Origin of the sequence: Evansella halocellulosilytica, from assembly GCF_002335745.1 — a bacterium.
GTDB lineage: Bacteria > Bacillota > Bacilli > Bacillales > Salisediminibacteriaceae > Bacillus_CA > Bacillus_CA halocellulosilytica.
Genome location: NZ_NIST01000001.1, coordinates 2,102,706 through 2,117,749 on the forward strand (window position 1 = coordinate 2,102,706; position 15,044 = coordinate 2,117,749).

14 protein-coding genes are annotated in these 15,044 nt (G+C 39.0%); 11 read left to right on the plus strand and 3 right to left on the minus strand.

Annotation, left to right across the window (positions count from 1 at the left end):
• Positions 1 to 5: 5 nt before the first annotated feature.
• Both CD001_RS10030 and CD001_RS10035 read right to left on the minus strand, forming a co-directional pair.
• Positions 6 to 881, minus strand: a complete 876-nt coding sequence (locus tag CD001_RS10030) for an RNA polymerase sigma-70 factor (protein ID WP_096187453.1) — start codon at positions 879 to 881, stop codon at positions 6 to 8.
• A 4-nt stretch (positions 882 to 885) separates the two neighbouring features.
• Positions 886 to 2,166 carry a phytoene desaturase family protein gene (locus CD001_RS10035; RefSeq protein WP_096187455.1) on the minus strand — a complete coding sequence of 427 codons (1,281 nt, stop codon included), beginning with the start codon at positions 2,164 to 2,166 and terminating at the stop codon, positions 886 to 888.
• 181 nt (positions 2,167 to 2,347) lie between these two features.
• Between CD001_RS10035 and CD001_RS10040 the strand changes: the two genes are divergently transcribed.
• The 7 genes from CD001_RS10040 to CD001_RS10070 all read left to right on the plus strand — a co-directional run bounded on the left by CD001_RS10040 (position 2,348) and on the right by CD001_RS10070 (position 10,064).
• Entirely contained in the window at positions 2,348 to 3,226 is an 879-nt protein-coding gene (locus tag CD001_RS10040; protein ID WP_096187457.1) for a VOC family protein, read from the plus strand.
• A gap of 763 nt (positions 3,227 to 3,989) precedes the next feature.
• The gene (gene ltrA, locus CD001_RS10045; protein ID WP_096186455.1) at positions 3,990 to 5,261 is read left to right on the plus strand and encodes a group II intron reverse transcriptase/maturase; all 1,272 of its coding nucleotides are present in this window, start codon (positions 3,990 to 3,992) and stop codon (positions 5,259 to 5,261) included.
• Positions 5,262 to 5,476: 215 nt separating this feature from the next.
• Entirely contained in the window at positions 5,477 to 6,199 is a 723-nt protein-coding gene (locus CD001_RS10050) for a FadR/GntR family transcriptional regulator (RefSeq protein WP_257009974.1), read from the plus strand.
• Between the two features lie 171 nt (positions 6,200 to 6,370).
• Positions 6,371 to 7,069 (plus strand): alpha/beta fold hydrolase, encoded by a 699-nt coding sequence (locus CD001_RS10055; RefSeq protein ID WP_179298693.1) that lies wholly within the window; start codon positions 6,371 to 6,373, stop codon positions 7,067 to 7,069.
• An 11-nt stretch (positions 7,070 to 7,080) separates the two neighbouring features.
• Entirely contained in the window at positions 7,081 to 7,635 is a 555-nt protein-coding gene (locus tag CD001_RS10060) for an NADPH-dependent FMN reductase (protein ID WP_096187463.1), read from the plus strand.
• Positions 7,636 to 7,666: 31 nt separating this feature from the next.
• On the plus strand, positions 7,667 to 8,632 hold the full coding sequence (locus CD001_RS10065; RefSeq protein ID WP_096187465.1) for a fumarylacetoacetate hydrolase family protein: 966 nt from the start codon (positions 7,667 to 7,669) through the stop codon (positions 8,630 to 8,632).
• 79 nt (positions 8,633 to 8,711) lie between these two features.
• A complete protein-coding gene (locus CD001_RS10070) occupies positions 8,712 to 10,064 on the plus strand; it encodes an amidohydrolase family protein (protein WP_096187466.1) in 1,353 nt (450 codons plus the stop codon).
• Between the two features lie 197 nt (positions 10,065 to 10,261).
• On the opposite strand, the gene CD001_RS10075 is transcribed toward CD001_RS10070, so the two are convergent.
• Positions 10,262 to 11,095: an SDR family oxidoreductase gene (locus CD001_RS10075; protein ID WP_096187468.1), complete on the minus strand. Its 834-nt coding sequence runs from the start codon at positions 11,093 to 11,095 to the stop codon at positions 10,262 to 10,264.
• Between the two features lie 109 nt (positions 11,096 to 11,204).
• On the opposite strand from CD001_RS10075, the gene CD001_RS10080 reads away from it, so the two are divergent.
• The 4 genes from CD001_RS10080 to CD001_RS10095 all read left to right on the plus strand — a co-directional run bounded on the left by CD001_RS10080 (position 11,205) and on the right by CD001_RS10095 (position 15,042).
• A complete protein-coding gene (locus tag CD001_RS10080) occupies positions 11,205 to 12,173 on the plus strand; it encodes a helix-turn-helix transcriptional regulator (RefSeq protein WP_096187470.1) in 969 nt (322 codons plus the stop codon).
• Between the two features lie 324 nt (positions 12,174 to 12,497).
• On the plus strand, positions 12,498 to 13,205 hold the full coding sequence (locus tag CD001_RS10085) for a FadR/GntR family transcriptional regulator (protein ID WP_096187472.1): 708 nt from the start codon (positions 12,498 to 12,500) through the stop codon (positions 13,203 to 13,205).
• Between the two features lie 298 nt (positions 13,206 to 13,503).
• Positions 13,504 to 14,517: a mannonate dehydratase gene (locus CD001_RS10090; protein WP_096187474.1), complete on the plus strand. Its 1,014-nt coding sequence runs from the start codon at positions 13,504 to 13,506 to the stop codon at positions 14,515 to 14,517.
• A gap of 27 nt (positions 14,518 to 14,544) precedes the next feature.
• A complete protein-coding gene (locus tag CD001_RS10095; protein WP_179298694.1) occupies positions 14,545 to 15,042 on the plus strand; it encodes a tripartite tricarboxylate transporter TctB family protein in 498 nt (165 codons plus the stop codon).
• Positions 15,043 to 15,044 lie beyond the last annotated feature (2 nt).

Sequence of the window (15,044 nt, forward strand, 5' to 3'; positions counted from 1 at the left end):
TCTCATCATTGCTCAAGTGAGATATTCGGCAGTTTATCAGGATTCAGAATCAAATACATTTCTTTTACTTTCTTATTTATAATATAAAAGCTGACAATACTATGAATTGTTCCGTTTGCATAATTGACAATCGCTGGCTGACCGTTTACATTTTTTACTTCAGGAACAAGATTGTCAGGAAATTTCTTAGCGATCCCCAATAAAAAGAGCACACTGTTCGCTTGACTGACAATCGGTCGAATAGCGGCTTTCACTTTGCCGCCACCATCTGAATAGAGCGTAATATTTTCTGAGAGCAATTCTAACAAATCTGCTCGATTTTGGGTTTGAAATGCATGGATGAATCGTTGGATGATCGATTTATTATGCTCATAATGCAAGCTTTCGTCACTGACGTTTGCAAGCTTTTTCTTAGCTCGACTGTACAATTGACGGCAGTTTGCTTCCGTTTTGTCGATGAAGGTGGCAATCTCAAGATAAGAAAATTGAAACACTTCTCTTAACAATAAAACAGCCCGTTCATGTGGAGATAAATGCTCCATCATTCGTAAATAAGCAATACTTAGTCCTTCTTGTTGAAGGACGACTTTAGCGGGATCATTTTCTTCGTCTAATGATGTCAACAATGGTTCAGGTAACCAAGGACCGACGTATTGTTCACGTTTATAGCGTGCAGATTTAAGTAGATCGAGACAGCGATTTGTCATCATTTTACAAAGGTATGCTTTTTTATTTTCGATCTTCTGCTCATCTACTTGGTAGCATCGTAAAAAGGTTTCTTGTACCATATCTTCAGCGTCTTTCACCGACCCTAACAGCCGATACCCTAATGAAAACAACAATGGTTGAAGCTGTTTGTATTCCTCATTCGTAATTTGCACGTCGTTACCTCATTTCTTTTTGGATAATTTCTTCAGCAGCTTGTTTTCCGCTGCACACTGCTCCTTCTGCTAAAATTGAATGTGGCGATGCCCAATCTCCAGCGATGTATAGTCCATGAATCTTCGTTTCTGAACGGATCAGCTCAGATTCGTCTCCGAGTTGAGGCAAACGTTGGTTTACGATGATCTGAGGCAAATACCTGCTCGTAATTTCATGCTTTTTCCAACCTGGTTGGATCATTTCTAAAAACTGTTCAAGCTCTTCCTGCACAGCACTGCTATTTATTCTCTCATCTAATTGATGATATTTTAATACGTGCAGAACATTACTTTGTCCATCTTCAGAAAGGCTCGCGTACTTTGAATGGACAGAATAGTAGAAGGGGGCAGTCACTCCCATCGCAAACAGCCGCTTTTCGTTAGGCAGTTTCTTTAATGCAACATCTAATACTGCCGCTTTAACTGGAGTTCGATTTTGTATGGCGCTATTGATTGGCTCGACTTCCTTTTCTTCAATTAAATAATTCAATTCACTTGGTTCGCCTGTGTAAAGCAAGTTTTTTCCGTGAATGACCTCGCCATTTGATAAATCAATACGAAAACTTCCATTGTTATGTCGGGCAAATTGTTTTAATGCAACTTGTGTTTGTACATGAACCCCGGCCATAATTGCTTTATTGTGAAGCTGGTCAATGATTGTTTGCCACCCTCTATCTTGGTATATAACACCTCGCAGCGCACATTTCATATGAGAGACAATGACATATGCACTGCTTTTTTCTGGAGAGTGGCAATAGGTTGCGAGCCTGCCAAGAGTAAACAGTAATGACTGGACTTTTTTATTACTTGTTGCTTGTTCAACCCACTGTTGAAAGGTCGTATCTTTTAAAAGGTCTGGAGTCGTTTTCGTCAACGCTTTCAAAGTTTTCAGCCATTCAATTCGTTCTTTCCAGCTAAAGTATGAGGATGTAAGTAACCCCTGAGGAGAAAATGGGGCTTCGTAAAATGCCCCTTCCTCTACTAAAAGACCACTCGTTTTCGGACTTTGCCCTTCTATTTTTATATTTAATTGTTCGAGAATCGGTACAGCTCTTCCTCCTTTGTATAGCGCATGCGGACCTGCATTAAAGTAGTTTTTCTTAATGTTATCTGTTTTTGCTCTACCGCCAACTCTTTTGCTTCTTTCTATTAATAAAACAGATAACGTCGATCGTGATAAAAAATTTGCTACAACAAAGCCTGCAAGTCCACCGCCAACAATGACAACATCCCAATTGTTGTGCATAAAAAAACCTCCTTTTTCGCTGTTTCATCAATCATGACGAAGATAGGAGGTGATTTGTGACAAGAGGACGAGCAAGGAAAGATTCGATTGGAAAAGATTACTACTTTTCTTGACAACAACGATCAAATAATAATATTATAATATTAATTAAAATGAAAATATTGTGAAAAGGGTGGGGTGAATGCTAAACATTTTTAAGCTAGGATATGTCGACTTTTATGTAAGAGACATGGAAGGAATGGCAAATTACTACTCTCACATCATGGGTTTTACATTGACTGAGTATGACAATGATGGAAGCGCTTACTTTAGCAGTTCAACAGATCATCACAATATCGTTTTGACACCTTCGGGAAAAACGGGGATACGAAAGTTTGGTTTACAATATCAATCCGACCGCTCGATTTATGAAATTGCTGAGTACTTGAAAAAATTGAATATTGATGCTGAGATCAAAATTAATCCGAAGCCAGGTGTCCCTGAATTGTTAGAGTTTACAGACCCTGAAGGTTACGTTGTAGACTTATATCCAACAATGGAAATGACAACACCAGGCTTTAAACGTGAAGGGATCATCCCAAATAAGGTCGGTCATCTTTCTGTTCGAGTGAAAGATGCGAAAAAGCAAGTTGAATTTTACCGCCAACTAGGTTTTGACAATACGGATTGGATTGAAGATTTCTTTGGATTTATGACATGTAACAGAGACCATCACGTATTGAATTTCTTTACTTCAGAAAAAGAGGGGATGCACCACCTTGCATTTGAAATGCGAAACTACTCACATCTTATGGAAGCACTTGATTACTTACGACTTCATGACAAATCAATTGAATGGGGACCGTCTCGTCATGGAGCAGGGCATAATATTGCCAGTTACCATTATGATGCGGAAGGAAATTTAATTGAACTTTTTACAGATGCTGATGTCTATATTAAGGAGCTCGGTATTTTTGATCCACGCCCATGGCACAAAGATTTTCCGCAAAAGCCGAAAGTATGGAGTACGGATGAATGTCTATCCCTCTGGGGTGTCGATTTTGAAAAAGCACTTGTATAAAAAATAACTGTCGTACATGATTGCTGACACCTTACATAGATGTGATGTAAGGTGTCTTTCGCGAGTGGCAGCACATGTGCTAAAGGGTGAAAGTCCCGAATGCATCGACTAGCCGGCAAGCATTAGCTGACAGGTAGTGCGTTGACTGTGAAGTAGCGTGCGGAGGATCTGAAGGCAAACCTCTGAACAGAGCTGATATCCCATGTTGGCACGAGAGTTGGATGACTGTGCAAGACAACAGAAAGTCCGAATAGTTAGAAACTCAAAGTGTTATGAGGGCTGGGTTAGAGGGAAAGTACATGATGTGACCCATTGAGATCTCCCTGCTTCCTAAAGTAGGTACTGATGTCACAAGGCTAAGCCAAGGACACAGGATGAGCTTTAAAGGGAGAAGTCAGAGATCGCCATAGTAGTGAAGAAGCACATGCCAATGACCTACTGGCGACAGTAGCGAGGACAGCACATGAGTGAAACTGTACATAGATACAGTTGCGAACCTATACTCAAAAGGTAGGGATTCGTGCGAAGGGCGTGACCCATAGAAGAACAATGTGAGTAGGCTTACTTATGACTGCGGAAGTAGACAGAAGCTGGACAAGAGCCAAGGGGGCTGATGCCAGGGTGGAACAGAAGGGTACACCGTCTACCGCCAAATGAGATGCACAAGTTATTGCCGTGAGCTATCAACCTTGTAGAATCACATTTATATGGGGAAGCAGAAACAAAGGAAGAAGCGAAAGCAATGGCGTAAGGGGAATAACAGATGAAAAGACGTGTATGGTACAGTTTGTATGACAAAGTGTACAAGAAAGCGAATCTAGTAAGTGCCTTCTATCAAGTGAAGAAGAATAAAGGTGCACCAGGGGTTGATAAGGTAACAATTGAAGGCTATGAAGCAAAGCTGGAGGACAATCTAGAAGTGCTCCAACAGAAGCTAAAAGATAAACAATATCGACCCAAACCTGTTCGACGAAAGATGATCGACAAAGATAATGGCAAGAAACAACGTCCACTAGGGATACCAACGGTGGAAGATCGCATCGTACAAGCTTCTCTTCGAAATGTATTGGAACCGATCTTCGAAGAAGAATTCCTTCCGTGTAGCTATGGTTTTCGGCCCGGAATAAGTGCTCATATGGCTTTAGACAAAGTCACTGAACACTTGAATGCAGGATACCATTATGTCATCGATGCCGACTTACAATCCTACTTTGACACGATCCCACATGATAAACTGGAACATCAAATAAGGAAACGAGTGACAGATGGGTCTATAATCAAACTCATTCACCGTTTTCTCAGAGCAGGTGTCATGGTAGGAGATCGATACGAAGATACCCCTGAGGGAGCTCCGCAGGGTGGCGTGCTAAGTCCATTACTTTCGAACATCTACTTACATCAGCTTGATCAACTGATGACTGAGCGAGGTCACCGAATCGTCCGTTTTGCGGATGATTTTATCATTCTTTGTAAAAGTTCAAAAGGCGCAGAAAGAGTTATGCGAAGTGTCTCAAGATTTCTTGAGGAAGAGCTAAGTCTAACTGTGAATCAAGAAAAGACTAAAGTTGTCAACGCCAACAAAGAGCCATTTACATTCTTAGGCTATGAATTCATCGGAGATATTCGAAGAATAGACCCTAAGAAAGAGGCGACATTCAAGGAACGAGTGAAAGAAATGACTCGTCGAAACCAAACAGTTGATATTCAACTACTTATCCAAGACAAATTAAATCCATACATTCGAGGTTGGGCAAATTATTTTCGTTATGGAAATGTGAAGAACAAATTCAAAGTATGGGATAGCTGGATAAGAAGACGGTTACGAATGGTACAACTAAGAAGCTGGAGACATATAAAGAACCTCCACCGCCTTCTGAGAAGAAAGGGATGGAGGGAAGAAAACCTTAGAGGAATCCGTATGTTTGCTTGGCGAAGTTCCAAAAGTCCAATGGTTCATGCGGCACTAGACAATAAGTTCTTTTCAGAACTTGGACTCGTTAGTTTATCATCTGTTTATGATGAACGTTATCTCTAAAAGGGATATATGGGAAGAGCCACATGCGAAGATCCGCACGTGTGTGCTCTGTGAGAGGCGTGGTCAGTAATGGCGACGCCTACTCGGTTGTAATTCTCATACTGCTGATTACCTATTTTCAGACAGGATGAATATGATATGATTATTTTTGTTATCGAGTAAAGTGCTGAAGTGTTTATATATACATTAGGGGAATTTACAGTTATGTGGAAGGAATGAACGATATGCCGCCATTGAATTTAAGCGAGCAATTATTGCATGACCTGGGATCACAAATTGTACAAGGGGAACTAAAGCCAGGCGATGTTCTGCCAAAGGTTGAAACGTTAAGTGAGATTAAAGGAGTAAGTAGAACGGTTGTCAGAGAAGCACTGAAAGGATTGTCTGCAAAAAGACTTGTAGAATCTTCAACGAAGGTCGGGACAGTCGTAAAGAATCGAAATGACTGGTTATGGTGGGACCCTGATGTGATAAGCTGGGCTGCAAATTCGAAAGATGGCAGGAAAATGCTGCTGCAGCTTTCAGACGTAAGGTTAGCAATCGAACCGTCTGCTGTCAGGTTAGCTGCGAAAAATGCAACCGAGGAAGATATCATACATATTAAAGAAAGCTTTAAGAAGCTAGAATCATCGCTGCATGATGAGGAAAAATGGGCAAAAGCAGATTTTGAATTTCATAACAGCATCCTCGATGCGTCACATAATGAATTGATGATCAGCTTAGTGAAAACATTACAAAATGGGTTAGTCCAAAGCAGGCAGACGACGATTAAAAAACTGAAAGAAAAAGATGAAATCGATGGGACGAAGGATGAGGCTTTAGCTATGCATAAAGCAGTCATGGAAGCGATAGTGACAGGTAATGACAGTCTCGCGTATGAAAAAATGCATGAACTGCTTTTATATGTCGTCGAACTAATAGAAGATTCCGACATATAACGAAAAAACCAATTTCTCAATTCGGAATTTGGTTTTTTCATGTTTTATAGAAATTAGACAAATTTCATTTTCTTGACATGAAAAAAATATAAATAATATAATAATATTAATAGAGAATTCTGAAAAAATATTTCATTTGGACAACTCACATGTTTAGAGGATGGTGAGAAAGTGAACGAGTTTACTAACCGATCCTTACTATTTATTCACGGGGCAGGAGGTAAAAAGGAAAAATGGCGGCTCATAAAAAAAGAACTGAACGATTACGATTCTACTTTTATTGATTTACCAGGAAGGGGGGCTGATGCGAATACTAAATTATTAACTATTCGTGATTATGCTGATTCCTTGAATCATTCGTTCAAAGGAGAGAGGATTTTGGTCGGACATTCAATGGGCGGATTAATTGCGCTCGAAGCGGCATCAAAAAATCGGAACGTCAAAGGGGTTGTATTGATTTCCAGCCATTATCGCTTGCCTGTCCATGAGAAAGTCTTAGAAAAACTTGCGAATGGAGTATTTCCGGACGGTTTATTTTATTCCTCTTTCAGTAAAAAAGTAGATGATGAGCTGCTAGCTGAGGAAAGAGCGGATATTGAATTAGTGAATATTGAGCAAACGTATTTTGATTACAAAGCTTGTGATGAGTATAAGAATGGTGCAAATGCCCTTCAGCAATTGGATATCCCGATCCTTTTTGTTTATGGTGATGAAGACAGACTCATTCCGGAACGCGCTTCTGAACAATTCATTGCTGTAAACAACACTACTGTTGTCAAAACGATTAAGCAATCCGGTCACTATATTATGCTGGAGCAGCCTGAAGCTCTAGGGAAAATAATCAATGAATTTTACGAACAATTTTTTTAGGAGGGAACGCGATGAAACTAGTCGCTCTTATTGGAAGTATTCGAAAAAACTCATACAATCATCAAATCGCTAATTTTGTGAAAAAGAGATATGAAGAATCGGTTGAGATTGAAAAGTTGAACATAACAGATCTCCCCTATTTTGACCAAGACATTGAAGAACATCCACCTGAAACAGTGAAACAATTTAAACATCATGTCAAGCAAGCGGACGGTGTGCTCATTTTTACACCAGAGTACAACCATTCTGTTCCCGGAGTTTTAAAAAATGCACTAGATTGGTTGTCAAGAGTCGATAGAGTATTAACAGGAAAGCCGGTCCTCATTATCGGAGCTAGCATGGGGATGCTAGGAACAGTCCGCTGCCAAATGCATTTAAGGCAAATTCTCGCAGCACCAGGTTTAAGTGCGAAAGTTCTTCCTGGAAATGAAGTTTTAATCGGAAATGTTCATGAAAAACTAGATCGCGACGGTCATTTGACAGATGAATCAACGGTACAATTTTTGGATAAAGTCGTTGAAAATTACCTTCAGTTTTCGAAGCAAATGATAAGGGAGCAAAATTAACGTATTTTTTTAGATTAGAGGAGGGGAAAAGATGGGGATCAATATCGTTCGATTTGATGAAAGAGGAACAATAAAGTGGGGCGTTTTAGATGATGAAAAAGTTTATGAAGTAAAGGGGGACTATCCGACACTAGCTGTTTTTTTAGAAAAAGGGGCTGATGTTGCTAGAAAAATTGTAGCTGGTGATAAACAACATGGAGGACTTGATCTTGATTCATTACATTTACTGTCACCGGTTACTTCTCCAGCACAAATTGTGTGCCAAGGTGCTAACTATTCTGCACACCGAGAGGAAGCAGGTTTGGAAAGTGAACGCCCTCCATTTAACTTAATTTTTACGAAAGCAAATAGCTCATTGACGGGACCGAATGATGATATTCTCTGTCCGAGCCATGTTAGATTATTAGATTACGAGATAGAGGTAGGTCTGATTGTCCGTAAAGAAATCACCGAACCGATTCATGTAACTTTAAATAATATTGCTGAATACGTAGCTGGCTTTGTTATTACGAACGACGTTTCCGCTCGCGATACACAGCTTTCTGAAGGGCAGTGGTTTAAAGGGAAGAGCTACCGTTCGTTCTGCCCAGCAGGACCGATCCTCTATTTAATAGAGGATCATGAAGCATCGTATATCCATAACTTAGAGCTGAAATTAACAGTTAATGGAGAAGTGAGACAGTCTGCTCATACGGAGCAACTGCTGTACAAGCCAGAGGAAACAATCACTGAACTTTCAGAAACGATGAGTTTTTACCCAGGAGATTTACTCATGACAGGGACACCGGGGGGAGTCGCCTTAAAGTTAACTTCAGAGGAATTTAACTTGCTTTCAAATCCATTTACAAAATATGAAGATAAAATGAAAATTTTAATCGACAGTCAAAAAGGGAATCGACACTATTTAAAAGATGGAGATGTCGTTACTAGCGAGGTTCAAAGCTCTGATGGAAAAATACATTTAGGAAAACAAACAAACCGTGTTGTGTTTAATTAGACGATACGATTCACCTATGAAAAAAGGAAACTATTTAATCCACTACTAAATCAAATCTATTAAAAATGGGGGATTGACAATGAACCGGAAACTTTTTAAAGGTGGGATTGTTTTAACACTCGATCAATCAATTGGTGACTTTAAAAAGGCAGATGTACTAGTTGAAGGCAGTAAAATCGTCGATGTCAAACCGAACATAGAAGCAGAAAACTGTGAAGTCATTGATGCAACAAATATGATCGTTATGCCTGGACTTGTCGATACACATCGTCATACGTGGGAATCCGTCGTTCGTAATGTAGGAGCAGATTGGTCGCTGCAAAAATATTTAAGCAGTATTTATTATGGAAATATCGGGTCGCAAAGAACGCCGCAAGATGATTATATTGGTAACCTGCTAGGAGGACTGGAGGCACTTGATGCAGGTGTTACGACCTTTCTTGACTGGACGATGATTATTTCACGTGATCATACGGAAGAAATGATTAGAGGGTTAGAGGAATCAGGGGCGAGAACAGTTTTTGCTCACGGATGTCCTGGTGATGGAGAATATTGGAATAGAGAGAGTCAAATCCAAAATGCAGATGAAGCAAGATATATAAAGGAAAAACACTTTTCATCAAAAGATCAATTAATGACGATGGGCTTAGCGATTCGTGGGCCAGAATTCAGTTCATGGGAAACGTCTGTTAAAGAAATTAAATTGGCTAGAGAATTAGATGCGTTATGCAGTATGCATTTAGGCTTTGGAACTTGGGGGGCAATTGATCGTTCGATAGAAAAGTTACATCAAGCTGGCCTTCTTGGTGATGATTTAAACTTTGTCCATGCAAATGCCGTAAGTCCAGAGGAAATGAAAATGCTCGCAGAAAAAGGGGGATCTGTCTCTGTTACGCCTGAAGTGGAAATGATGATGGGACATGGTTACCCTGCTACTGGTTTATGTGTTGAAAATGGGGTGCGGCCAACGTTAGGGGTCGATGTCGTGACATCGACTGGCGGAGATATGTTTGCCCAAATGAAATTTGCTTTGCAAGCGGAACGGTCGAGAGTGAACGAAACGATTTTAGCAAGCGGGGAAATGCCAGGACCGCCGCTACACATTTCCGCAAGAGATGTATTGGAATTCGCAACGATAGACGGTGCGAAAGCATTAAAGTTAGATAATAAAATCGGCTCATTAACACCAGGCAAAGAGGCAGACATCATCATGATTAGAACGACAGATTTAAATCTCTTCCCTGTTAATGATCCAGTCGGCGCTGTCGTTCAATGTACACATACAGGAAATGTCGATTCTGTTTTCGTCGCAGGAAATGCTGTGAAACGGGACGGGAAATTAGTAAACGTTGATATGGAACGAGTACGAAAACTCGCTTTACAATCAAGGGATTCCATATTTGATAAATACGGCAATCCTGATGGAGCTTAGTTAGTGTAATATGAAGTAGATTTAAAAATATAAAATGGGAAAATCTCGCAAATGGCTAAAGTTTGCGAGATTTTTTGTTAGTGTAACTTCCAAGGCTTTTGAATAATGTCATATTTTTTATATAACGACATCAGTCACTGTCTATACAAAATGATTCCATGGGTGGATTTTCCTAAAACGACTATGATATCGAGAAACTATATTGTAAATGGTGGAATATATCGTCCATCAATGTCAGTAAATTGATACTCTTCAGCTAAATCACCTGTTTTTAAAACCTGTCCACTTTTCTCCATGACATCAGGATCCTTTGCCAATGCGGCTATTGCACGTCCGACATAATAAGGCGTTTCAGTTCTCCTTAAATCTTCTGACTCCTTCCAATGTTCCTCATCTGATTTATGGTGCTTCAACACAAGTTCAGTTCTCATAAATCCTGGGGAAACTGCAAAAACAGCAATATTATCCTGTTTTAATTCTATAGAAAGTCCATAAGCCATGCGTATTAGTGCATTCTTAGCTAAATCATAGTAAAACTGTCCAGTGTACTTGTCATCATCCCAGAAGGTCGTATGAATAATGAGAGCTTGATTATTTTCACGAAGGAGTGGAATGGCGAAGTGATTCGTAGCCAGCTGGGCACGAACACCAGCAGTGAACATCGTATCCCAATGCTTCAAGGGTAATTCCCAAAACGGCTTGGCTTCAACACCTAGATCATGTGCCCCCCATACATTATTAACTAAAATATCTAATGTTCCTTGTTCTTCTCGAATTTTACTAATTACAGATTCCGTTTCTGAATCTTTCGTATGATCACAGCGAACAGCAATCCCTTTTCCACCAGAAGATTCTATTTGAGACACAGTGTCATCAATTGTTCCAGTCCAATTATTTGTGGAATTGCCTCTAGTGCTACGCCCTGTGACATAAACGGTTGCGCCTGCTTTTCCTAACTCTATGGCAATGCCACGTCCAGCTCCTCTGCTTCCTCCTGTTACGAGAGCAATTTTTCCTTTAAGTGGTTTCATAAACCCCATTCCTTTCATCTAAAGTTATTTTCATTATAATAAGTGATTCTTGACAACAAGTGTCATATTTAATTAAATAAATACAACGTTTTAAAAAAGGGTGAGTATGATGAGAGGGGATCGGTTAGTATCTATTCTTTTGTTATTACAGTCACATGGGCAAATGACGGCAAAAGAATTAGCAGAGAGGTTGGAAGTCTCCGAAAGAACCATTTATAGGGATATGGAAGCATTAAGCAGTACTGGTATTCCAGTTTTAGCAGAGCGTGGAAAAAATGGGGGCTGGTCATTATTAGAAGACTACCAGACGAAGCTAACGGGATTGAAGGAATCTGAAATACGAGCGTTGCTTGTTTCACCTTCCGCACAATTGCTTGACGATCTAGGATTAACCCGTACATCTGAAGATGCTAGAAATAAACTCATAGCTTCACTTCCTGCCATATATCGTGAAAATGCAAAAGATGTATGGAACCGAATTCATATTGATACTAGTTCATGGCGGAATAAGAAAGAAAAAATAGCGTCTTTTGAAGCTCTGAAAAATGCTATATGGAAAGATCGTAAATTAAAAATCATCTATGAGCGTGCAGATGGACAAACGAATGAACGTATTGTAGAACCACTTGGATTAGTGGCGAAAGGGATCAATTGGTATTTTATTGCCTCTAAAGTGAATGGTGAGATTCGAAATTATAGAGTTTCACGGATTCAAGATGCTGTACCTGTTAATGAAACATTTGACAGACCAAAAAACTTTGACCTTGGACAGCATTGGAGGTCCTCAACGAAAGCCTTTTTGGAAAAATTACCTACTTACGAAGTGTCGGTAGAGGTCATGGAGTCAATCGTACCGAGGTTAAAATTTACTGACCGTTTTGTACGAATAATTGAAATTGGAAATAGAAGTAAGGATGACTGGATACGTGTTAAACTTTCTTTTGATACAGAAGAAGAAGCTAAGGGATATATACTAGGATTTGCTGACCAAATAAAGGTAATTGAACCGAAAGAATTATCCAGTAAGATTGTAAAAATGGCTGAATCCACTGTTTCGTTTTATAAGCGGGAGGAATGATGTTCATTCCTTAGGAGATGTTATGATCCTAATTCAAATCGATAGCAAAGTAACTCGAGTACCTAAATGAGAGTTTGAAGAGTATAAGAAGTGATGAAAGAGACGATAAAAATTAGCTAAATCCGTTTGACAGGTGAACAAACGAAAAGCATGAAGATACTGCAGCAGCAATAGTAGATGAAGATCACAGTGAGGTTGAAAAAGTCTGAACCTCACTGTTTTTTGTCATTTAACCGTGATGTCTTTGTGACAATATAACTGAATGTTTTCTTTTTTTGTTAATTGTCTTACAATATGAATAGATGATGCTGAGGAGGTAAACATATGGATTTTAATAAAGAGGTGGAAATTAAATCGCTTAGCAGGAAGTCCCTTTCCAAACAAGTGATTGATGAAATTATTGATTTACTCATGACAGGACAATTACAGCCTGGTGATCGAATTCCATCCGAAATGGAATTAATGGAAATTTGTGATGTTAGTCGTCCTGTTATTAGGGAAGCACTAACATCATTAGAAGTAATGGGGATTGTCAATCGAAAAACACGTAACGGTACATTTTTCTCCGATAAAATCGGGAGTAAGCCATTTTCTATGATGCTTGCACTTTCAGCTAGTGATCTTCCTTCTATTCTTGAAACTAGAGTTGCACTTGAACTTGGCTTAGTCACTTTAGCAGCTGAGAAAATTACAGATGAAGAGCTAGAACAACTATGGAGGACCATTGAGGTAATGGAAGCACTTCCTACAGAAGATTCAACAGAGATCGATATGGAATTTCATAAAATCATTGCACATAGTGCGAGAAATCCATTGTTTGAGGGAATTGTAGATGCGTTACAAAATTTCCATCAAAAAATACTCTCACATATCCCTTTAGAGGAAAGAAATTTAAAACAAACGTTAGCATATCATGTTGATATTTATAACGCTTTAAAAAAACGTGACCCTATAGATGCTTATAACTGTATGTATCGGCATCTTGATTTTGTTAGGAAAAAAGCATTAAAAGGGTTAGAAAAAAGTCAGTAGAATAAATCCCGGATAATAGATCATGACATCTGTTATCCGATTTTTTTTTACGAAAAAAAACGATGGGCTATGTTTAGACAAGCACAGTTTGCTTGGAGATAACCTAGACATGTTTTTTGAATATGTAAGTGTACGGAAAATATTTTTTGAATATTCGTTATTGACTTATATTTTTAATTGTCTTACAATAAAAACATAAAATATTCAGTCAATTTGAATGATGTAAATTAACTATTGAAATGAAAGCGTATTCTTATGATTAAGGCGTCGGTTCATATAAAAAAATCGTGGAGGGGAAATGATGAAAGTATCGGTAACGACTACAAAATTTGAGTTAACGGACAATGAGCTTAAGCAAATGTGTCAATTAGGTGTAGATTGTATAGATTTTGGTATGGGCTCCTCTTTTCCAGGGGTTCGTGAAAAAGGGTATCCAGATTTAGATGCATTGTTAAAAATGAAACGGAAAATCCGGTCATTCGGACTTGATATCAATCGAGTTACACTTCCAAATCTATCTGAAAAGTTTATGAATAATGTCGACGGAAGTGAGATTGAATTAGAAAACTCAGTAAACGCTGTTAAAGTGTTTGGAGAAGCTGGAATTAAGATCGTTAGACAAAGGTTTGCTGGGGATACGTTCAACTATATGACGAAAAGTTATAGAGCGAGACAAAGAGGCGGAGCTATTGCGCGAGGGGAAAGCTTAGGTTTTCAAAAAGAGTCATTTGAAACACCTACATTAGAAGAACATGAAAATTGGTGGGGGCGTTTTCGTGAAGCTTATTCAAAACTTGTTCCTATATGTGAAGAGTATGATGTAAAGCTGGGGATGCACCCTTCTGATTCACCTAACCATGATACCCCTTTTGGCGGGTTAGGGTACCGAAGAATTATGGATGAATTTCCGAGTAAAAATGTCGGTTACATATATTGTGTTGGAACGAGAGCGGAAGAGGGCGGGAGTCCTTTAGTATTAAATGAAATTAATCATTATGGGAGAAAAGACAGGATTTTCTTAGTGCATTTTCGAAACGTCAGAGGTTCATTGCCAACAGCTGGAGCCTTTGAAGAGGCTTTATTAGATGATGGTGATATGAATATGTTCAAAATTTTACTAGAACTAAGAAAAGTAGGCTTTCAAGGGTGTTTAAACCCTGATCATGTACCTGTGCTTGAAGGGGATCAACCTGACTTAGACGGCAATTGGGCATTTTCAAATATTGGCTGGAGCTATGGAAGTGTTGGCTTTGCATACTCAATTGGTTATATTAAAGCGTTGCTTGCTGCGTTAGTAGAATTTGAAGGATAGTGATATAAAGAAATGAGGGAGGATACGATGTTTAAGCAATATAAAGATACTTATTCAAGCACTTTCTTATTAATTCTTTCTTTCATTATGTTTGTAGCCACTTTTTATTTCCAAAGGTTGACGGTTTCAAATGTAGGAGCGGAGTTTGTTCCCCGGTTAGTTGCGATTGGTATCTTTTTCTTAAGTGTACTTCTCTTAATAAATGCAATAAGACGGGTAAGAAATCCAGATAAACATCCGGATATTGAAGAGGAAGATGATCAGGAAAAGAACGATACACCTGCAAGCCCTCTTTCAGTAGTAACGACAATTGGTTTATTAATAGGGTATTTGATTCTGATGCCAACTGTAGGATTTCTTATTATGACAACGATCTATTTGTTCTTCCAAATGTACTTACTAGCTGCAAAAGCACAAAGAAATGTTGCTTTATTTTTAATCGTTTCTGTCATTTCTTCTTCTGCCATTTACTATTGTTTTAAATCTATCTTTTATTTAAGGCTGCCATCTGGAATTTTAGGATAAGG